This window comes from Pelagibius marinus (genome assembly GCF_014925385.1).
GTDB lineage: Bacteria > Pseudomonadota > Alphaproteobacteria > Kiloniellales > Kiloniellaceae > Pelagibius > Pelagibius marinus.
The window spans coordinates 92,047-110,749 of the sequence record NZ_JACSDK010000020.1 but is presented as its reverse complement, the minus strand read 5'-3'; the positions used below and the strand labels follow the sequence as shown (position 1 = coordinate 110,749).

The following is an 18,703-nucleotide window of genomic DNA, read 5'->3' as shown; positions in this document are numbered from 1 at the left end:
TAGCAGGAGAAGGGGGGCAAAACAATGACGCCCGCCGTCCCCTCAAGAATTGTCATAACATACTGTAATATATGAAATTTCAAGAGTCCCCGGCAGGCGCCGCCAGGCCGTCCAGGGGGGCGTAGCCGTGGCGGTCGGGGCGCCCGGGCGCGAAGAGCCAGACCGGCCGGACGGGGAGCTTGCCGGGCGCCGGCGCGGCCGCCGGGAGGGCGAGCAGCGAGGAGGAGACGGTCTGGAATCCGCCCCGCTCGACCGTCATGGCGGCCTCGGAGCCGGCCTCGCCGCGGGCCAGGATTTCCTGCCAGGCGGTCCAGTCGCCGCCCGGGGAGCCCACCGCCTCCGGGTCGGGCGCGGCGGCCGCCTCAAAGGCCGGCAGATGACGGGCGATGCGCGGGCTCGCGCGGTCGTTGAGGTCGTAGGCGGTAAGCATGGACAGGCCCTCGGGCAGGGGGCGCAGCTCGATGACCCTGGCCTCCGGCGTGCCCAGGTTGCGCAGCCAGTAGGCGTCGCGGTTGTCGGCGACCACCATGTTGAAGCTGCGGTAGGCGGCGGGGTTCAGCTCGGCCAGGGCCTCGGCGGCCTGGACGGCGTCGGCGTGGTCCAGGGCCTCCAGCACCAGCTCGCCGCGGCTGCGCTTGCCCGGGGCGGGGCCGAGGGAGGAGCGCCGGTTGAGGATGGCGGCCACCACGCCGTGATCGTTGAGGCCCAGCCAGGAGCCGCCGGCGGTGCGGTCCAGCCCGGCGACCACCTCCGGGCGGTCCGGCCAGTGCCGGCCGGGGGCCGCCCAGGGCCGGTCGACCATTTCGTCGCGGTTGGCCGCCAACAGCAGGGGCCAGGGATGCCAGGGGCGGCGCAGGATGACGAGGGTGCACATATCTCGGGGGGGGGATCGCTCAGAGGGACGGTTGATGGACGCTCGGGGCAGGGAAACCCACAGAAACCCCCAAGGCAGAGGTTTATCGCAGCCGCGAAGGACGCTATAACCCCCTTGTTGAACCGCTACTGCCGCAGGCAGCCGAGCATAACCGCTATGTGAAGGGTCGGCTACGCCGTTCCCCGGGAGGCGTTCCCGGGGCTACAAAGGGGGCCACCTCAGGAGACCTATCGACCGATGTCGACATTCAACGAACGCGAAAAGGCTTTCGAGGACAAGTACAAGCACGACCAGGACCTGCAGTTCCGCACCGAGGTCCGGCGCAACAAGCTGCTGGGCCAGTGGGTTGCGCGGGAGCTCTTCGGCCTGGAAGGCGAAGCGGTGGAGAGCTACGCCAAGGATGTCGTCGCCTCCGACCTTGACGAGCCGGGCATTGACGACGTGGTGCGCAAGGTCATGGCCGACATCGAGGCCAAGGGCGTCGACTTCAGCGAGCACCGCCTGCGCCACCGCATGGACGAGCTGCTGACCGAGGCCAAGCAGCAGATCATGACAGAATAAGCGTCTCCGGCACGCCGGATTAAAAGCAGCGGGCCGCCCCTTGGGGGCGGCCCGTTTTGCTTTGCCTGGGCCCAACCGGTTCCATTCATCCTTCGAGACGCGCGCATCGCGCGCTCCTCAGGATGAGGATAGGGAAGAGGGCCTCATCCTGAGGAGGCGGCCCCTTTTTGGTGTTTCTAGGCCGCCGTCTCGAAGGGCGAGGCCCGGGCCGCTTCCCAGATCAAGCCACCGCCTTGGCCGCTGCGTCCTTGCCGAAGACGCGGGCGAAGATCGTGTCCACGTGCTTGGTGTGGTAGCTCGGGTCGAAGCAGGCGGCGAGCTTGTCCTCGGCGATCTTGCCGGCGATCTCCGGATCGGCCTTCAGGAGCTCCAGGAAGTCGCCTTCGCCGCCCCAGACCTTCATGGCGTTGCGCTGGACCAGGCGGTAGGCGTCCTCGCGGCTGATGCCGGCCTGGGTCAGCGCCAGCAGCACGCGCTGGGAATGCACCAGGCCGCCCAGCTGGTCGAGGTTCTTCTGCATGGTCTCCGGGTAGACCAGCAGCTTCTCGATGACGCCGGCCAGGCGGTTGAGGGCGAAGTCCAGGGTCACCGTGGCGTCGGGGCCGAACATGCGCTCCACCGAGGAGTGGGAGATGTCGCGCTCGTGCCACAGGGTCACGTTCTCCAGGGCCGGCACCACGGCGGCGCGCACCACGCGGGCCAGGCCCGTCAGGTTCTCGGTCAGGACAGGGTTGCGCTTGTGCGGCATGGCCGAGGAGCCCTTCTGGCCGGGTGCGAAGTATTCCTCGGCCTCGCGCACCTCGGTGCGCTGCAGGTGGCGGATCTCGGTGGCCAGGTTCTCGATGGAGGAGGCGACAATGCCCAGCGCCGCGAAGAAGGCGGCGTGGCGGTCGCGCGGGATGACCTGGGTCGAGACCGGCTCCGGCGTCAGGCCCAGCTTCTTGGCGACGTATTCCTCCACGAAGGGATCGATGTTGGCGAAGGTGCCGACGGCGCCGGAGATGGCGCAGGTGGCGATCTCCGCGCGCGCCGCCTCCAGCCGCGACCGGCAGCGCGAGAAGGCAGCGTAGTGGCCGGCCAGCTTCACGCCGAAGGTGGTGGGCTCGGCATGGATGCCGTGGCTGCGCCCCAGGCAGACCGCGTCCTTGAATTCGAAGGCGCGGGTCTTCAGCGCCGCCAGCACCCGGTCGATGTCGGCCAGCAGGAGGTCGCTGGCCTGGGTGAGTTGCACGGCCAGGCAGGTGTCCAGCACGTCGGAGGAGGTCATGCCCTGGTGCACGAAGCGGGCTTCCTCGCCGACGTGCTCGGCTAGGTTGGTCAGGAAGGCGATGACGTCGTGCTTGGTCTCGCGCTCGATCTCGTCGATGCGCGCCACCTCGAAGGCGCCGCGCTCCCACACCGCCTTGGCGGCCTCCTTGGGGATGACCCCCAGCTCGGCCTGGGCGTCGCAGGCATGGGCCTCGATCTCGAACCAGATGCGGAACTTGTTCTCCGGCTCCCAGATGGCGGTCATTTCGGGGCGGCTGTAGCGCGGGATCATGCGAAAAACTTCCTGAAGTGAGGTGGGGCCGGGAAAGGCCCTGTTATAGCGGCGGAGGGCCGTGGCGGCAACGCCGCCGGCACCCTCAAAACCCCACGGAATTGGCCCGGAAATCGGGCCTTTCAGGTGCTCCTACAGCAGCCCCAGCGCCCGGAAGCTGGCGTGGCCGGCGCGGCCGATGACCAGGTGGTCGTGGATGACGATGCCCAGCTTCTCCGAGGCGCTGACCAGCTGCTCGGTCATGGCGATGTCGGCGGCCGAGGGCTCGGCCTCGCCCGAGGGGTGGTTGTGCACCAGGATGAGGGCGGCCGCGCCCAGCTCCAGGGCCCGCTTCACCACCTCGCGGGTGTAGACCGGCGTGTGGTCGATGGTGCCCTGCTGCTGCACCTCGTCGGCGATGAGGCGGTTGCGCTTGTCGAGGAACAGCAGGCGGAACTGCTCGACCGGCTGGTGGGCCATGGTCAGGCGGCAGTAGGCCAGCAGCTTGTCCCAGGAGGAGATGACGTCGCCGCTCATGGCCTCCTCGCGGGCCAGGCGCTCGGCGGCTTGGGGCACGATCTTCAGGGCGGCGATCGAGGCGCGGCCCATGCCCGGCACCCGCGCCAGCGCCTCGGCCTCCGCCGTCAGTACCCGCGACAAGGTGCCGAACTGCGCCAGCAGGGCCTTGGCCAGCGGCTTGGTGTCGCCGCGCGGCTTGGCGCTGAACAGCAGGAACTCCAGGATCTCGTAGTCGGAGAGGCTGTCGCCGCCGCGCGTCAGCAGGCGCTCACGCAGGCGCTCGCGATGGCCGTGATAGTGGGGCTTGCCGCTGCCTTGCTCGCTCACCTGTCGCCTGCCGCCTCTCGCCGCCGCCGGAATCCTCTGCGTCGTAATTAGAGATCAGGACGCCGAGTCCTTCAACCGGAGGATCAGGAGGTCCCAGGGATAGTAATTTGTTAACCATCTCGGCCGCTATAATTGGTCTGTTGAGAGTCGCCCTGGTAACTTCGTCAAGGTCTACGCCATCAAGGGATTCGCCATGTCCGATGCCAATGTGATCGCCTTTCCGGTACGCGCCGCCCCCACTACGCCGACCGATGCCTTTAACGATTGGATGAGTTGGGCGGAGTGCGAACTGGCGATCCTCGGCTACGAGCTGACGGCCACCAACTACAACTGGCGTGCGGCGCACGAGAAGGGCCTGCGGCCCGAGATCGCGGCCGAGCACGCGGTGCGGGGCCTCGAAGTCGGCTGAACTGCGGCGGCGTCGTTTCACTGAACGGCGCTCCCGATTGCAAGCGCCTCCCGGGCGCCGCGACCGGCCTTTGGCGCGAGTGGCGCAGTGGCCAATTGCCGTGCCGCGATCTTCCCGCCGCAACTATCCCATTGTGCCCGGCACACACCCCGATTTAGCCCAGCTTTTCAACTGGCGACCGATGGACAAGCTTTCGGCGTGGGCGTAGCGTCGGCTCAACTGCTTATGACCGCAAAGAGCGTTTTGTCAGTCGTCCACCACGGTCGCCACAAACGCATGAGCTTGACCTCGCCGGTTTGCGCGGCGTCGCGCAGAGCGCAAGGACCTCCGGACGACGATGCCTGATCGAAGACCGTCACGAATTGGCGGCGCCTTCGATCTTGCAGGAGTAACGGAACAGCAGGTAGCGAGCAGCAGGTAGGCGGGAGCCGCCCCCCGCGGCCCCTTCCACGACAATGAAGCGACGCGCAGTAGCGCGGCCATGAACAGCCTCACCCCTTTGGCGTCGAGCCGGAGGCGGGACCTTCACGACGGCCGATCACCGGCCATGATAGCCTGCCACGACGACCGGGTACGGGTTGGGCCCGGCCAAGACAGCGGAGGAGATGCGCGTGGATATCGAAGCCGTGCTGAGAAAACACGAAGACGCCCTGCTCGCTTATCCCAACGTCAATGCCGTTGCGATCGGCAAGCGTGCGGGCCGGCCGGTGATCAAGGTCATGGTCTCCAAGAAGGTTCCGGAATCCGAGTTGCAGCAAGACCAGGTCCTGCCGAGGGAGCTGGAGGGCTGTCCGCTCGACGTCGAGGAAATCGGCGAAATCACGGCGCAGTAGGCCCCGGCCTCACTCGACCGCCGCCGCGTGCGGGGCTGTGCGAGTGCCGGGACGGCAGAGCCGTGCCCATCCGGGAGAAATGATCATGATGGAAGTACAGAAGATGATGCTGGACCCTGAGGAAGCTCAGAAGGTCCAGAAAGCCAGTGCTGCCAAGGTCGAAGAGTTCCTCAAGCCCGAGAAGACGCCGGCTAACGTCGTCGGCATGGGCTACGGCGTGAAGTGGAGCAACGGCGAGCCGACCGGCAAGCCGGCCCTGCTGGCGCTGGTCTCGCAGAAGGTCGACAAGGAGGAACTCGGCCCCAACGACATGATCCCCAAGAAGATCGGCGAGATGCAGACCGACGTGCTGGCCATCGGCGAACCCTTCGCCGGCCAGGCGGAACCCATCGAAGTCAGCATCGAGCTGCTGGCCCGGCGCGCACGCCCGGCCTCCGGCGGCTACAGCGTCGGCCACCGCAACATCACGGCGGGGACCATCGGCACCTGTGTATACGACATGGTGGGCACGCCCGGCAATCCAGTGGGCATGCCGCAGCACTACTACATCCTGTCCAACAACCACGTGCTGGCCAACTCCAACAACGCCACCCCGGGCGATGCCATCCTGCAGCCGGGCCCCTTCGACGGCGGCGTCGACCCGAGTGACCGCATCGCGGCGCTCAGCCGCTTCATTCCCATCACCTTCGATCCGCCGGTACCGCGGCCCCTGCACCGCAACCTGATCGACGCGGCGGTGGCCGAAGGCCAGTTCCATGACCTGAAGCGGGAGATTCACTGGGTTGGCCATCTGCGCGGCTGGCGCCCCCGCGCGCAGGTGCAGGTGGGTACGGTGCTGCAAAAGACCGGACGCACCACCAACTACACGACGGGACGCATCACCGCGGTGAACACCACCGTCGACGTGAACTACGGCGGCGGCAAGGTGGCCCGCTTCCGCGACCAGATCCTCACCACGCCGATGTCGGCGGGCGGTGACTCCGGATCGCTGGTGGCCGACCGCGACAACTTCGCCGTCGGGCTGCTGTTCGCCGGTTCGCCGCAGGTGACGATCCTCAACCAGATCCAGCACGTGCGCTCGCTGCTGCGGGTCGAGATCGCCTGAGACAAAGCCGGGTGAGGGGGCTGTGGTGCCGCTGTCGGGCTGCTTCGCGCAGCCGGCTGCGCCGCCCCCCTCACCCTCCCGCTCCCTCAAGGGGAGAGGGCAAACAAAGGGCCGGCGGGGGAGCCGTTTGACCGGGTGATGCGCGCTTGCCAGACTGGCGGCCGATTCCGCTGCAAACAGAGTCCCGGCAGGCGCCCACAGATGATCCGTCACATCGTTTTCTTCACCGCCAAGAACCCCGAAGACCGGGAAACGATCTACGAGGGGCTGAAGCTGCTGCTGGAGATCCCGGACAGCCGCCACCTTGAGATCGGCCGCAACTTCGGCAGTGACCACGTCAGCCCGGGCGGGCCGGACTTCATCGTCTACGGAGAGTTCGAGGACGAGGCCCAGCTAGCCGCCTACAAGGCGCATCCCCTCTACAAGAAATCCATCGACGTGGTCCGCCCCCTGCGGGACATGCGGATCGCGGCGGACTTCCTGGCCGGCTGACCGGCCAGCGTCCTTCAGCTGCACCCGACTGCAGGCTCCTGCGCTCAGGTATAGGGCGGCTGATGCCAGCCTTTGGGGGAGAGGGTGAAGATCTCGTAGCCCGTGGCGGTGACGCCGATCGAGTGCTCGAACTGGGCCGAAAGCTTCATGTCGCGGGTCACCGCGGTCCAGCCGTCCTGCAGGATCTTCACTTCCGGGCGACCGGCGTTGATCATCGGCTCGATGGTGAAGAACATGCCCTCGCGCAGCGGCACCCCGGTGCCCGCGCGTCCGTAGTGCAGCACGCTGGGCGCGTCGTGGAAGACCTGGCCCAGGCCGTGGCCGCAGAAATCGGTGACCACGGAGAAGCGCTGCTTCTCGGCGAAGGACTGGATGGCGTGGCCGATGTCGCCCAGGGTGGCGCCGGGCTTCACCACCTCGATGCCGCGCATCATGGACTCGTAGGTCACCTCGACCAGGCGGCGCGCCTTGATCTTGGGCTCGCCGACGAAGAACATACGACTGGTGTCGCCGTGCCAGCCGTCGACGATGACGGTGACGTCGATGTTGATGATGTCGCCGTTCTCCAGGCGCTTGTCCTCGCTGGGGATGCCGTGGCAGACGACATGGTTCACCGAGGTGCAGACCGACTTCGGGAAGCCGCGGTAGTTCAGCGGGGCGGGAACGGCCTCGGCGGCCACGATGTAGTCGTGGCACAGCTTGTTCAGATATTCCGTGGTCACGCCCGGCTTCACTTCCGGGGTGATCATATCCAGCGTCTCGGCCGCCAGGCGCCCGGCGCGGCGCATACCTTCGAAACCGGCTTCGTCGTGGATGACGTAACCGCCCTCGGAGGGGCTAACGCGCTCTGCACTGTAACCTTGCTTCATTACCTTCGGCCCTCTGCCCTTCGCTGCCGTACTATTTAGGCACTCTAGCCCGGATTTCCAGGCGGCGCACCGCGCCACATCGCTGCGGCAAGCGTTGTGAACTTGCCTGCTTATAGCGCCAGCGGCAGGCGTTCGTCCAATGTGATGCCCGCAGGAGACAGGTTGCATTGATAACATAGGATTTCAACCCCAGCGGCCAGGGCCCGGTCCAGGGCCTCGGCGTAGGCCGGGTCGATATCCGCGGCCGGGGCCACCCGGTCGCAGTCGCCGCGCTGGGCCAGGAAGAACAGTACCGCCCGCTGGCCCTGGCGGACCATCTCCGCCAATTCGCCCAGGTGCTTGGTGCCGCGGGCGGTCACCGCATCGGGGAACTCGGCCAGGCCCGGCTGGCGCTTCAGGGTCACGCTCTTGACCTCGACATAGCAGGCGGGACGCTCGGGGGCCTCCAGCAGGAAGTCGACGCGGCTGTTGGCGCCGTAGCGGACCTCGGCGCGGCGTTCGGCGTAGCCGGCGAGTTCCGGCACCTTGCCGGCCTCCAGCCCCTCGGCGACCAGGGCGTTGGCGCGGCCGGTGTTGATGCCGACCAAGGCCGAACCGCCGTCGCTTGGTACCTCTACCAGCTCCCAGGAGTACTTCAGCTTGCGCGCCGGGTTGCGCGAAGGCGAGAGCCAGACCGGCGCGCCCGGCTCGGCCAGGCCCAGCATGGAGCCGGGGTTGGCGCAGTGGGCCACCACCTCGCTGCCGTCGTCGAGGGTGACGTCGGAGAGAAAGCGTTTGTAGCGCCGCTGCAGGCGGCCGCGGATCAGGGGATCTGGAAACTGCATGGAAGGAAGCTATTTCCGGGTCTTGAAAGGGCGGCGGCCCGGCCGGCCGAGTCGCCATAAGCTTGCAACTTGACGTCGGGAACGCCAGTCTGCAATGCATTAACCTTGTTCCAGCGCTCTGCGACGGCTGCTCTCCCAAGGAATTGCCCTATGTTTGTGTACCCCTGTTTGAAGACCATCTCCGTCGTTGCCGCGGCGGGCCTGCTGCTGGCGGCCTGCGCGGCGGAAACCGGCGGTTCCGGCGGGTCCGCGAGCCCGGCGGCGCAGAGCGGTACGGCCTTGCCGCCGCCCGATCCGGACCAGCCCTCGAGCCCCGGCGTGCAGCCGGCGCCGGGCGAGCCGCTGCCGGAGACCGCGAACAAGACCCCGTCGGGGGGCGAGCCGGTGGTCATCGAAGGGCCGGACGGGACCACCTGGGCCGTGCAGTCGCCTAAGGACGAAGAGGCCTACCGCGCCGACGTCGAGGATTGCTACCGCTACGCCCTGGGCCAGACGCGCCGTGACGCGCAGTACCTCGACGACCGCAACGCGGGCATCGGCACGCTGTCGAACGACTCGCGCTATGCGCCGCTGCAGCAGCGGGTCGACGAGTTCGACCTGCGCAACCGGCGCGCCTCGCTGATGTCCTCCTGCATGGAATCCAAGGGCTACGCGCGGGCCGACACCGTGCTGCCGCGCCTGGAATTCTGACGCTCATGTCCCCTAAGGCCGCGCCGGGGGAGCCCAAAGCGGGAAGGGCGGTCACGGCCTGCCTGCTCATCATCGGCAACGAGATCCTCTCCGGGCGGACCCAGGACAAGAACCTCGCCTACATCGGCCAGGGGTTGAACGAGCTTGGCGTCCGCCTGATGGAGGTGCGGGTCATCCCCGATGTCGAGACCGTGATCATCGACACCCTGAACCAGGTGCGCGGGCGTTTCGACTACGTCTTCACCACCGGGGGCATCGGGCCGACCCACGACGACATCACCGCCGACTGCGTGGCCAAGGCTTTCGGCCTGCCGCTCATCGTCAATCCCGAGGCCCGCGCCATCCTGGAAGCGCACTATCCGCCGGGGCAGCTGACCGAGGCGCGGCTGCGCATGGCGCGCACGCCCGAGGGCGCGAGCTTGATCGAGAACCCGGTGAGCAAGGCGCCCGGCTTTCGGGTGGAGAACGTCTTTGTCATGGCCGGCATCCCCGCCGTGATGCAGGCCATGTTCAACAGCCTGAAACACAGCCTGGTGGGCGGCAAGCCGCTGCGCTCGCGCACGGTGAAGGTGGAACTGGGCGAGAGCTTCGTCTCCGACGGCCTTGCCGCCGTGCAGGACAGCCACCCCGACGTCGAGATCGGCAGCTACCCCTTCAACCGTGACGGCGTCTTCGGGACCCGCCTGGTGCTGCGCTCGACCGAGGAGAGCGAACTTGCCGCGGCCGCCGCGGCGCTGGACGCCATGCTCCTGAGCCTCGGCGTCGAGGGAGTTTGGGAGGAGGCCCCCGGAAATGCATCGGCGTCCCAGCAGCGCGCCTGAGCGCGTGCCGGGCCGGGCGCGTGTTCCGGAGCGGCGGCCGTGAGCGCGGACATCGGACCCCTGGAGCTGCTGCCCCTTCTGTTCTTTACGGCGATGACGGTCTATGTCTTGGCCATGGGCAGCGCCGACTTGGCCCGCTCCCTCATCCGCCTGGCCGCGCTGGCCGCCAGTGCCGCCTGCCTGGGCGTCTGGGGCGTGGCGGCCCTGTCCTACGAGAGCTGGGGCCGGCCGGTGATCGACGAGTTCTACGCCACCTCGATCATCGAGCGTCATCTGGGCGCGCTGCGGTCCGGCTGGCTGCTGATGACCCTGGCGGTGGTGCCGGCGGCCTTCGCCCTGCGGGAGGCCTGGCTACTGAAGACCACGCGTTGAGCCCGCCGCGGAAAAGCATGGAGGGCGACCATGAGCGAGAATAGTCCTGTCGAACTTCTGATCGAACCGCGCGCGCGCGATCTCGGCGGCTTCGGCGTGAAGCGCATCCTGCCCTTCGCCAAGCGCCGCATGGTGGGGCCCTTCATCTTCCTCGACGAGTTCGGCCCCACGGCATTGCCGCCGGGCGAGGGCATCGACGTGCGCCCCCATCCGCACATCGGCCTGGCCACCGTCACCTACCTCTTCGACGGCGAGATCCTGCATCGCGACAGCCTGGGCAATATGCAGGAAATACGCCCCGGCGCGGTGAACCTCATGACCGCCGGGCGCGGCATCGTCCATTCGGAGCGCAGCGGCGAGATCGAGCGGGAGCGGGAGACGCGGCTGCACGGCATGCAGTCCTGGGTCGCCCTGCCGTTGGCCGAGGAACAGGGAGCGCCGGACTTTTCCCACCACCCGCTGGAGGACCTGCCGCTCATCGAAGGGGCCGGCAGCCGGCTGCGCCTGCTGGCCGGGCGCGCCTACGGCGAGGTCTCGCCGGTGCCGGCCTTCTCCGACCTCTTCTATCTGCACGCCGAGCTGGACGCCGGGGCGCGGCTGGAACTGCCGGACGACCATGCCGAGCGCGCGGTCTACGTGGTCAGCGGCGGCGTCACCCTGGGCGGCGCCGACTTTGGCCCCGCCACCATGGCGGTCCTGAAGGAAGGGGCGGCGGTAGCGCTCACCGCCGGGCCGGCCAGCCGGCTCATGCTGCTGGGCGGCGCCCCGCTGGAGGGCAAGCGCCATATCTGGTGGAACTTCGTCGCCTCCGATCCGGCGCTGATCGAGCAGGCCAAGGCGGACTGGCGGGAAGGGCGCTTCGCGCCGGTGCCCGGCGACGACGACGTCATGCCCCTGCCGGAAGACTGAGAAGGCCTCGGCGCGCCGCGCCGGACAGCGACAAGAAAAATCACTTGGGTATTGAACCCGGGGTTGGGGCGCCGCGACATAAAGACGTCATCGGCCCGCAACGCGACGCCGGTGGCACTTGTGGAGCGGCGCGCGTTTCCTCCGTGCCGCTCCGCTGACGGGCGGCCGGAGGCGGCGACTACGGCCGCCCGTCTCACTCGAGTTTCTTTGGTTTTTGGCCGATTGGTCCCTAAAGCCCGCAATGCTGCATTTTCCTTGTGCGGTTTCTCGGGTTCAGTGTGGTGCGGTTTGCCTGTATTCCCGCGCTTGTTGAAGACGAAGGGGCCTTGACCCGCATTTGGTTTCGCATCGGCGCATCGCCTTTTTGAACCTTATTCCGCAAGCTGGCGACCCAAGGGGGAAGGGCGAGGCCGGGCGGCTGGGCCCCATCCTGTTTATTTGAGGAAACCGAAAATGTCTTACTTAGAAGTCTGCGGCCCTGCGGGCTGCCAGAACCATGGCTTTGAGCGGCTTTTCGCTCGCCGGTCCTTCAGGCGCGGCTTCGCAGCCGCGACGACTCTTGCCGGCTGTCTGGCTACGGGAACCGCCATGGCGGATCAAGCAGGCGTTACTCTGAGCAACTTGTTGCCGAAGACCATCGAGATCCAGAGCGACGGCGAGCACTATACGCAGCCGGCAAGCCATACGCAGTTCATTGGGGCCGACGCGACTGTGAGCCTGGATGCTGAGACCTTAGGCAGAGTCAAGAGCTACAAAGTGTGGCTGAAGTTCCGCGCTGAAGGATCGGACTGGGTCGCGTTTCCTGGGTTTGGCTTCTCGAAAGCTTTCCCATTGGGGGACCGTCCGAAATCGATTGAAGAAGTCGTGGCCCTCGGCATTCCCGCTCCCGCCTATGGCAGCCATCTGGTGACTTACTGCGAAAACCAGGCCGCCGACCTGCGCAAGGGTGGCATGTCAAATCAGGAGATCTTCTCTCAGGATCGTCCGCTGGAGATCGGATTCTTTCCTGCCTTGGAGTACGACATAACCGGCCCCGGCCAGAATCGTACGGCAGCTCTTGGGGGTGGGGGCTGGAGTTTTATGCACAAGGTAACGGTGATCTGTAAGCGCGAACCCGGGCCGGCACGTCTGCCGACCGTCGACAATGGGCCGACGCGCAATGTGCCGCACGTGAAGGCGGCCAATCTCATCGTCAAGGGGCATGACAGCCTGAGTGGTGCCTGTTCGATGAACCTGCAGGTAGGCCTCGAAACGGTGGAGCCGGAAGACCACGTCAAGTTCCGTTTCGAAAGCAACGACGGCCAGAAAAGTGACGTGAAGTCGGTTATCACCGACAGCAATGGTTTCGGGCAGTACGCCTTCGACTATTCTCTGCCTGCCGGCGGCACGAAGAGCGGGCAGGTCCGCATCATCGGCGTCGGAGAGAATTTCAGCTCCCCCTGGCGGGACTACGAGGTTGATTGCGGCTCGTCGGCACAGGACCTTGCGGCTGTTCTGCCGCCCAAGGCGACGCACCTGGAAGGCATCGCCACCGCCGACACGATCCTGTACCGCGGCCGCGTCTGCCCGACCACGGTGAAGATCTGGGGTATCCTTCAGGGGCGTGGTGACGCCTCCGGCGCCGTCGCGATCTTTGCCGACAACAAGCTGAAGGTGCTGAAGCAGTACGAGGCCGAAGACGGCCAGCAGATCGTCATCCAGGGCGAGCACACGCTGTCCTGGGAGGGCAATCAGACCGGCCAGCAGAACGTGCCCTACCGCATGAACGTCACCAACGCGGTCGGCGATCTGGTCGATCACATCGAGGCCGCGGCTAACTTCGAGTGCAAGGAGCCGGAGGTAAACGCCCAGTTCGACAACGCGCCGGGCGGCATTGCCAGCAACGACAACCTGCCGAAGTCCGTTACCCTGTCGCTGTCCACCCTGGGCCAGAAGAAGCTGCCCGGATGGATCTGCCCGGAGAGAGTGCGTCTGCACGGCAACGTGACGAGCGACGACCAGCCCTTGACGGGCACGGCCGTGCTCTACGCCAGCGGCTCCCTCCTCGCCGAGCACGACGTCGAGCTGGAGGCCAACTGGGGCCACAACTACGACGCCGAGCACGAGTTCTCCTGGAACACGGCGAAGACCGAGCAGACCATGAACTTCACCCTGAAGTTCATCAACCAGCACGGCCACCTGGTGAAGACCGTGGAGAAGACGGAGAACTTCGCCTGCGAGAAGGTCTCGACGTCGGGTCTCGCTGCCGGCGGCGGCGAGATCGGCACCACGCAGCCGGGCCAGGCCTCGCAGCAGACCGCGACCGGCATGCTGGTCCAGCCGCAGGCCCTGCCGCTGTCGATCATGGCGCCGAAGGGCCGGGTGCGCAAAGGCGAGATCCGCCTGTCCGGCGGCAAGCCGACGCAGACCTACAAGCTGACCTTCTTCCGCAAGTCCGGCGGCAAGACCACCCAGGTCAGCGCCGCCCAGCTGCCCAAGCAGATGAAGGGCATGAACGCCAGCTTCCCGCTGGCCGCCCTGACCGGCGGGCGCGCCTGGCAGCTTCGGGTCTGCCCGCTGGGGCAGGGGCCGGCGGCCTGCAAGACCTCCGACTTCCGCATCCCGCTGGCCGGCGCCAAGCAGGACAAGGCGCCCTCCAACCCGGCGGCCGCGGTGGTCGTCATCCCCGGCATCGCAAACTAGGGGTACCGCGGCGGGCGGCGGCAACTGCGGCCGCCCGCCGCGCTCCCATCTCCCATATATATCAATTGGTTAATTCCTGATCCCCTATTCCCCCGCAAAGCTGCATCGTGCTTGTGCGGTTTCACGGCTTCATTCTGGCAGCCATTGGGCGTAGTTCCCTTGCGGAATTCACCCTGTCGTTTTGAACCCCGGTGGCGCGCTCCCCGACTAAAGCCTGACGCCCCGGCTTTGCGGCCGGGTCCATTCATTCTGCAAGAACAGGAACCGTGCCATGTCTGGTGACCTTCTCAGCGCAGCGCGCTGCCGCCAAAACCGTTCTTATTTTGCTAAGGCTGCTGTCTTCGCCGGCGCTCTGGGCGCGGTTTGCACGGCCTGGCCGGCGCTTGCCGATACCGAGTCGGCGGATGTCGTGTCGACCAACGTGCCGACGATCATCGTCGAGAACAACGGCAGCGAATACACCCACGTTACCAATTCCAGCCAGAGCATCATCGGCGAGATCCAGGTCAAGATCGACGCTGAGGTGACGGGACGGGTCAAGAGCTTCGAGGCCTGGCCGATGCTCGGCCCGCTCAAGGGTACAAACTTGGCCAAGTCCTGGGAGCACTTCAAGGACAGCGGCTACTCGAAGAGCTACTCGGTGCCGCGGCCGAAGTCGGTCACCGAGAGCTTCAATTTCGAGATCAAGCGTCAGGAATACGCTGACTTAGTGGTTGCGGTCTGCAACATCCACGCCGACAAGCTGCGCAGCCAGGGCAAGAAGAACAGCGAGATCTTCTCCAAGAACCGCACCGTCGCCTTTGCCGTCGAGGGCACCGTCGATGCGGAGTTGACCGGTCCGGAGCGGGTCAACCCGCCGCCGGTCGCGATCGGTCCGCTCTACACCCTCAGCGTCACCTGCAAGCGCGATGACGCGCTCGACCCGGTCGCAGCGCCGCAGGTCGAAGGGGCCTACATGCAGGCCAAGGCGGGGCCGAAGGATCTCCGCGGCACCTGCGAGTTGGAGCTCAACGGCTCGGTCATCACCAGGGACCCGAACACCGAGGTGAGGTTCGTCTATGTCGACGACAAGGGTAACGTCAGCGACCTCAAGACGGTCACCACGTCCGGTGAAGCCAACACCACCTTCAAGCACAAGTTCCCGATCAGCGCCAAGCACAAGAGCGGCAAGATCCGCATGGTCGGCCAAAGCCATCCCTTCTTTTCCAACTGGGCGACCTTCGAGTCCGACTGCAGCGAGCAGGTCGACGACATCAAGACGGTTCTGCCGCCCAAGGCCGTGTCCGTTGAGGCCTATGCCACCGCCGACAACGTCGTGCACGACGGACGCAACTGCCCGGCCAAGGCGAAGGTCTGGGGTGTGCTCAAGGGCCGTGGCGAAGCCTCCGGCTTCGTGATCATCCGCGCCGACGGCAAGCTCAAGGTGCAGGAGCAGTTCCAGGCCAAAGACGGCAAGGACATCGTCGTCCAGGGCGAGCACGCGCTGTCCTGGGAGGGCAACCAGACCGGAAAACAGAGCGTCGACTACCGCATGGATATCGTCGATGCCGGGGGCGCCAAGATCCTGGAGACCATGGAGAAGTCGGTGAACTTCGAGTGCAGGAAGCCGCAAGTCACCGGCGCCGTCCAGGGTGGTCCCGGCGGTTTGACGACCGGCAACCAGCAGTGGGGCCAGAGCCCGCAGGCCGCGCAGCAGAACGCCCAGGTGGCTGTGGGCGACTTGGCGATCCACCCGAACCTGGCCATCCTGGCACCCAAGGGCCGGACCCGCCGAGGCCAGATCCGCCTCTCGGGCGCCAAGCCGGGGGATACCTACGTGCTGACGTTCATGCGCGGCGTGGCCCCGAACCAATACCAGGAAGAGAAGTCGCCCCAGCTTCCCAGGCGGATGACGGGCTCGCAGGCGAGCTTCCCGCTGGCGGCCCTCGCCGGCAGCCGTCGCTGGCTCCTTTACGTCTGCCGCAAGGAGCCCGCCGGACAACCGAACCGCTTCTGCGCGAAGTCCAAGTTTGAAATCGGAGGGGCGAAGACGACCGGCACCCAGCAGCCGCAGCCGCAGCCGCAGACGAAGCCGCAGCAGCCGCCGAGCACCAAAGTGTTCATCATCCCGGGTGTGGACAACCCAAACTGAAACCCCTGGTCGTTAGCAGGCACGAAGGGGCCAGCCGCGGCGGCGCCTCCCGCTTCAGCGGGGGAGAGCCGGCGGCGAAGGCGGCCGCTCTTCCCGCCGCTCTTCCTTGCTTGGTTCTCGTCCGCCAGGAAGCTGATCGGGTCCTCATATCGGGCGAGAGTCAGAAGAACCAGATACCCCTTTGAACCGCTTTTCCCTCGGAACGACTAACAGTTGAATGCCTCCCGCAGTCGCCATCCACCCCCAAGTGATTGATCAATAGGAAGCGAACCATGGCCAGTTCTTGTAGCAGCGCCGCCGTCAGACGGGGCATTTTTGCTGCGGGTGTTTTGGCGGCCTCACTGATGTCGGGGCCCGCCTCCGCCGATATCGCCCGGGCCCAACTCCTGTCGAGCAATGCTCCGGTGATTACCGTCGAGAGCAACGGCAGCCAATACACCCAGGTCACCAATGCCAGCCAGCATATCACCGGTACAATCAAGATCGAGCTCGACGGCGGGATCAGCGGCAGGGTCAAGAGCTTCGAGGCTTTCCCGAGGCTGGGATACATCATCGGTCCACTGTCAGTGTCTTGGGACCATTTCAAGGATAGCGGAATATCAAGAAGCTACGAGGCGCCAGGGCCGAAGTCGGTCACTGAAACCTTCGATTTCATGATTCCGCGCCAGCACTATGCCGACTTCATGGTTGCGGCGTGCAACAATCACGCCGACAAGCTGCGCGGCGAGGGTAAGAAGAACAGCGAGATATTCGATAAGGACCGCACTCTTGCCATCGGGCTCGGGGGCCAGGTCGAAGCCGATCTTTCAGGCCTCGGCAGCATAGAGCCGTCGCCACAGCTGGTGAACGCCCCCTACACAATCGGCATCACCTGCAAGCGCGACGCCAGCCTGGATCCTGTGACGACTGCGATCAAGGATGCCGTGCTCGTTGCTCACACGGCAGAAACCAACAACTTGACCGGCGCCTGCGAGCTGCAGCTTTCGGGTACGATCGTGACGCAGAATCCCAACACCCAGGTGAAGTTCCGTTATCACAGCCTCAAGGGTGAGCAGAGCGATATCAAGACGGTCACAACGGACGGCAGCGGCTTTGTGAACTTCCTGCATGCGTTTCCCTTGGCCAAGGGCAGTCAGCAGTCCGGCAAGGTCCGGATGATCGGCACAAGCCATGCCCTCATGTCGAACTGGGCCGAGTTTCAGGCGGATTGCAGTGAGCCGCTGCAGGATATAGCAACGGTGCTGCCGCCCAAGGCCGTGGCCCTGGAAGCCTACGCAATGCCCGGAGGCGTTGTGAAGAACAACCGCATTTGCCCCACCACGGTGAAGTTCGCGGGTGTGATGAAAGGGCGAGGCAAGGTAAAGGGCGTCGTGGCGATTTCGGTCGACGGCAAGCCCAAGGTCTTGGAGCAGTTCCAGGCTGAGGACGGTAACCACATCGTTGTGCAAGGTGAACACTCGCTGTCCTGGGAAGGCAACAATGCCGTCAAGCAGAGCGTTCTCTACCGCATGGTCGTCCTCAACCTCGCCGGCGATACCGTTGACCAGATCGAGGAGCGCACGAGCTTCCTGTGCAGAAAGCCTCAGGTCGCCGGCGGCAACGCCATCAACGAGCTGGCGAGCAACGACATCCTGCCCAAGTCGGTGGCCCTGTCGATCACGACCCAAGGCCAGAAGAAGCTGCCCGGCTGGGTCTGCCCGGAGAAGGCGCGTCTGCACGGCCAAGTCACGAGCGACGACCAGCCCCTGACGGGCAAGGCCATCCTCTATGCCGGCGCCTCGCAGGTGGCCGAGCACGATGTCGAGCTGGAGGCCAACTGGGGTCACAACTACGACGGCGAGCATAGCCTCGTCTGGAATGCGGCGGGCCAGAAGAAGCAGACGATGCTCTTCACCCTGAAGTTCTTTAATCAGCACGGCCATTTGGTGAAGACGGTCGAGCAGGCCGAGAAATTTGTCTGTCAGAAGATCGTGGTAAACCGGGCCGTTGCCGGCGGCCAGGGTGAACTCGCACCCGAACAGAAGGACCCGCTGGCCGCGCAGCAGGATGCCCCGGCGGCTGTGGGCCAGCTGGCCATCCGCCCGGACCTGGCCATCCTGGCGCCCAAGGGCCGGATCCGCGACGGCGAGATCCGCCTGTCGGGCGGCAAGCCGATGCAGACCTACAAGCTGACCTTCTTCCGCAAGGCCGGCGGCAAGGCCACGCAGGTCAACTCGGCGCAGCTGCCCAAGCAGATGAAGGGTAAGAACGCCGGCTTCCCCCTGGCCGCCCTGACCGGCGCCCGCGCTTGGCGGCTTCGGGTCTGCCCGCTGGGGCAGGGGCCGGCGGCCTGCGAGACCTCCGACTTCCGCATTCCGCTGGTCGCGGCCAGGCAGCAGGAGAAGGCTCCGTCCAAGCCGGCGACGGCGGTGATCGTCGTGCCCGGTGCGATGAACTAGGGGTGCGGCGGCGGGCGGTGAGACCGCAGGCCGAGACTGCAAAAAGGGGGTGGTCGCCAGGCGGCCGCCCCTCCCACTTTTTCTGCGGCAGCGGAGAGAGGACTGTCGAGCCTTGTGGTGCGGCGCAGGTCCCCGTAGCCGCTTTTCCTTCCTTGCGTGCCGATTTCCGCGCGCCGCTGTTGCCGGCCGGCTCCAGCTGGCCGGCGTATCCGCCGACGTTACGGGCCCAGTATTGAACCAGTATAGGAGGTACCGGTATGCGGACATCGGGGAGTGCCGCGCTCGGCCACCACACTTTTGTAGAGATAACCGGGGCACCGGAGTGAAC

General features: G+C 66.1%; 17 protein-coding genes. 12 read left to right on the top strand and 5 right to left on the bottom strand.

What is annotated here, in order from left to right; translation table 11 throughout:
- Nucleotides 1-79: 79 nt before the first annotated feature.
- Entirely contained in the window at nt 80-874 is a 795-nt protein-coding gene (locus tag H7X47_RS24520; RefSeq protein WP_193371409.1) for an NRDE family protein, read from the bottom strand.
- A gap of 237 nt (nt 875-1,111) precedes the next feature.
- On the opposite strand from H7X47_RS24520, the gene H7X47_RS24515 reads away from it, so the two are divergent.
- Complete coding sequence (locus H7X47_RS24515; RefSeq protein WP_193371408.1) at nt 1,112-1,435, top strand: DUF1476 domain-containing protein; 324 nt, start codon at nt 1,112-1,114, stop codon at nt 1,433-1,435.
- A gap of 220 nt (nt 1,436-1,655) precedes the next feature.
- Here H7X47_RS24515 and purB read toward each other — a convergent pair whose 3' ends face one another.
- Nucleotides 1,656-2,975 (bottom strand): adenylosuccinate lyase, encoded by a 1,320-nt coding sequence (gene purB / locus H7X47_RS24510; protein WP_193371407.1) that lies wholly within the window; start codon nt 2,973-2,975, stop codon nt 1,656-1,658.
- Nucleotides 2,976-3,107: 132 nt separating this feature from the next.
- A complete protein-coding gene (radC, locus tag H7X47_RS24505; RefSeq protein WP_319633681.1) occupies nt 3,108-3,800 on the bottom strand; it encodes a RadC family protein in 693 nt (230 codons plus the stop codon).
- 193 nt (nt 3,801-3,993) lie between these two features.
- Between radC and H7X47_RS24500 the strand changes: the two genes are divergently transcribed.
- The 4 genes from H7X47_RS24500 (at nt 3,994) to H7X47_RS24485 (ending at nt 6,639) form a co-directional block, all read left to right on the top strand.
- Nucleotides 3,994-4,209 (top strand): hypothetical protein, encoded by a 216-nt coding sequence (locus tag H7X47_RS24500; protein ID WP_193371406.1) that lies wholly within the window; start codon nt 3,994-3,996, stop codon nt 4,207-4,209.
- A 611-nt stretch (nt 4,210-4,820) separates the two neighbouring features.
- Nucleotides 4,821-5,042 carry a hypothetical protein gene (locus H7X47_RS24495; RefSeq protein ID WP_193371405.1) on the top strand — a complete coding sequence of 74 codons (222 nt, stop codon included), beginning with the start codon at nt 4,821-4,823 and terminating at the stop codon, nt 5,040-5,042.
- A gap of 85 nt (nt 5,043-5,127) precedes the next feature.
- On the top strand, nt 5,128-6,147 hold the full coding sequence (locus tag H7X47_RS24490; protein WP_193371404.1) for a chymotrypsin family serine protease: 1,020 nt from the start codon (nt 5,128-5,130) through the stop codon (nt 6,145-6,147).
- Between the two features lie 201 nt (nt 6,148-6,348).
- On the top strand, nt 6,349-6,639 hold the full coding sequence (locus H7X47_RS24485; RefSeq protein WP_193371403.1) for a Dabb family protein: 291 nt from the start codon (nt 6,349-6,351) through the stop codon (nt 6,637-6,639).
- A 44-nt stretch (nt 6,640-6,683) separates the two neighbouring features.
- On the opposite strand, the gene map is transcribed toward H7X47_RS24485, so the two are convergent.
- Both map and sfsA read right to left on the bottom strand, forming a co-directional pair.
- Nucleotides 6,684-7,508 carry a type I methionyl aminopeptidase gene (gene map / locus H7X47_RS24480; RefSeq protein WP_193371402.1) on the bottom strand — a complete coding sequence of 275 codons (825 nt, stop codon included), beginning with the start codon at nt 7,506-7,508 and terminating at the stop codon, nt 6,684-6,686.
- A 110-nt stretch (nt 7,509-7,618) separates the two neighbouring features.
- A complete protein-coding gene (gene sfsA / locus H7X47_RS24475) occupies nt 7,619-8,332 on the bottom strand; it encodes a DNA/RNA nuclease SfsA (RefSeq protein ID WP_193371401.1) in 714 nt (237 codons plus the stop codon).
- Between the two features lie 150 nt (nt 8,333-8,482).
- On the opposite strand from sfsA, the gene H7X47_RS24470 reads away from it, so the two are divergent.
- The 7 genes from H7X47_RS24470 (at nt 8,483) to H7X47_RS24440 (ending at nt 18,375) form a co-directional block, all read left to right on the top strand.
- Nucleotides 8,483-9,022, top strand: coding sequence for a hypothetical protein (locus H7X47_RS24470; RefSeq protein WP_193371400.1), 540 nt, complete (start codon nt 8,483-8,485; stop codon nt 9,020-9,022).
- Between the two features lie 5 nt (nt 9,023-9,027).
- Nucleotides 9,028-9,843 carry a competence/damage-inducible protein A gene (locus H7X47_RS24465; RefSeq protein WP_193371399.1) on the top strand — a complete coding sequence of 272 codons (816 nt, stop codon included), beginning with the start codon at nt 9,028-9,030 and terminating at the stop codon, nt 9,841-9,843.
- A gap of 39 nt (nt 9,844-9,882) precedes the next feature.
- Nucleotides 9,883-10,215 carry a hypothetical protein gene (locus H7X47_RS24460; protein ID WP_193371398.1) on the top strand — a complete coding sequence of 111 codons (333 nt, stop codon included), beginning with the start codon at nt 9,883-9,885 and terminating at the stop codon, nt 10,213-10,215.
- A gap of 30 nt (nt 10,216-10,245) precedes the next feature.
- Nucleotides 10,246-11,124: a pirin family protein gene (locus tag H7X47_RS24455; protein ID WP_193371397.1), complete on the top strand. Its 879-nt coding sequence runs from the start codon at nt 10,246-10,248 to the stop codon at nt 11,122-11,124.
- A 1,080-nt stretch (nt 11,125-12,204) separates the two neighbouring features.
- On the top strand, nt 12,205-13,806 hold the full coding sequence (locus tag H7X47_RS24450) for a hypothetical protein (protein ID WP_193371396.1): 1,602 nt from the start codon (nt 12,205-12,207) through the stop codon (nt 13,804-13,806).
- Between the two features lie 271 nt (nt 13,807-14,077).
- Nucleotides 14,078-15,937 (top strand): hypothetical protein, encoded by a 1,860-nt coding sequence (locus H7X47_RS24445; RefSeq protein WP_193371395.1) that lies wholly within the window; start codon nt 14,078-14,080, stop codon nt 15,935-15,937.
- 344 nt (nt 15,938-16,281) lie between these two features.
- Entirely contained in the window at nt 16,282-18,375 is a 2,094-nt protein-coding gene (locus H7X47_RS24440) for a hypothetical protein (RefSeq protein ID WP_193371394.1), read from the top strand.
- The last annotated feature ends 328 nt before the right edge of the window (nt 18,376-18,703 follow it).

What these genes read in the sequence shown, in the direction of transcription:
- map (WP_193371402.1), bottom strand. Translation starts at nt 7,508, where the DNA reads ATGAAGCAAGGTTACAGTGCAGAGCGCGTTAGCCCCTCCGAGGGCGGT.
- H7X47_RS24455 (WP_193371397.1), top strand. Translation starts at nt 10,246, where the DNA reads ATGAGCGAGAATAGTCCTGTCGAACTTCTGATCGAACCGCGCGCGCGC.
- sfsA (WP_193371401.1), bottom strand. Translation starts at nt 8,332, where the DNA reads ATGCAGTTTCCAGATCCCCTGATCCGCGGCCGCCTGCAGCGGCGCTAC.
- H7X47_RS24485 (WP_193371403.1), top strand. Translation starts at nt 6,349, where the DNA reads ATGATCCGTCACATCGTTTTCTTCACCGCCAAGAACCCCGAAGACCGG.
- H7X47_RS24520 (WP_193371409.1), bottom strand. Translation starts at nt 874, where the DNA reads ATGTGCACCCTCGTCATCCTGCGCCGCCCCTGGCATCCCTGGCCCCTG.
- H7X47_RS24490 (WP_193371404.1), top strand. Translation starts at nt 5,128, where the DNA reads ATGATGGAAGTACAGAAGATGATGCTGGACCCTGAGGAAGCTCAGAAG.
- H7X47_RS24445 (WP_193371395.1), top strand. Translation starts at nt 14,078, where the DNA reads ATGTCTGGTGACCTTCTCAGCGCAGCGCGCTGCCGCCAAAACCGTTCT.
- purB (WP_193371407.1), bottom strand. Translation starts at nt 2,975, where the DNA reads ATGATCCCGCGCTACAGCCGCCCCGAAATGACCGCCATCTGGGAGCCG.
- H7X47_RS24450 (WP_193371396.1), top strand. Translation starts at nt 12,205, where the DNA reads ATGCACAAGGTAACGGTGATCTGTAAGCGCGAACCCGGGCCGGCACGT.
- H7X47_RS24500 (WP_193371406.1), top strand. Translation starts at nt 3,994, where the DNA reads ATGTCCGATGCCAATGTGATCGCCTTTCCGGTACGCGCCGCCCCCACT.
- H7X47_RS24470 (WP_193371400.1), top strand. Translation starts at nt 8,483, where the DNA reads ATGTTTGTGTACCCCTGTTTGAAGACCATCTCCGTCGTTGCCGCGGCG.
- H7X47_RS24515 (WP_193371408.1), top strand. Translation starts at nt 1,112, where the DNA reads ATGTCGACATTCAACGAACGCGAAAAGGCTTTCGAGGACAAGTACAAG.
- H7X47_RS24440 (WP_193371394.1), top strand. Translation starts at nt 16,282, where the DNA reads ATGTCGGGGCCCGCCTCCGCCGATATCGCCCGGGCCCAACTCCTGTCG.
- H7X47_RS24465 (WP_193371399.1), top strand. Translation starts at nt 9,028, where the DNA reads ATGTCCCCTAAGGCCGCGCCGGGGGAGCCCAAAGCGGGAAGGGCGGTC.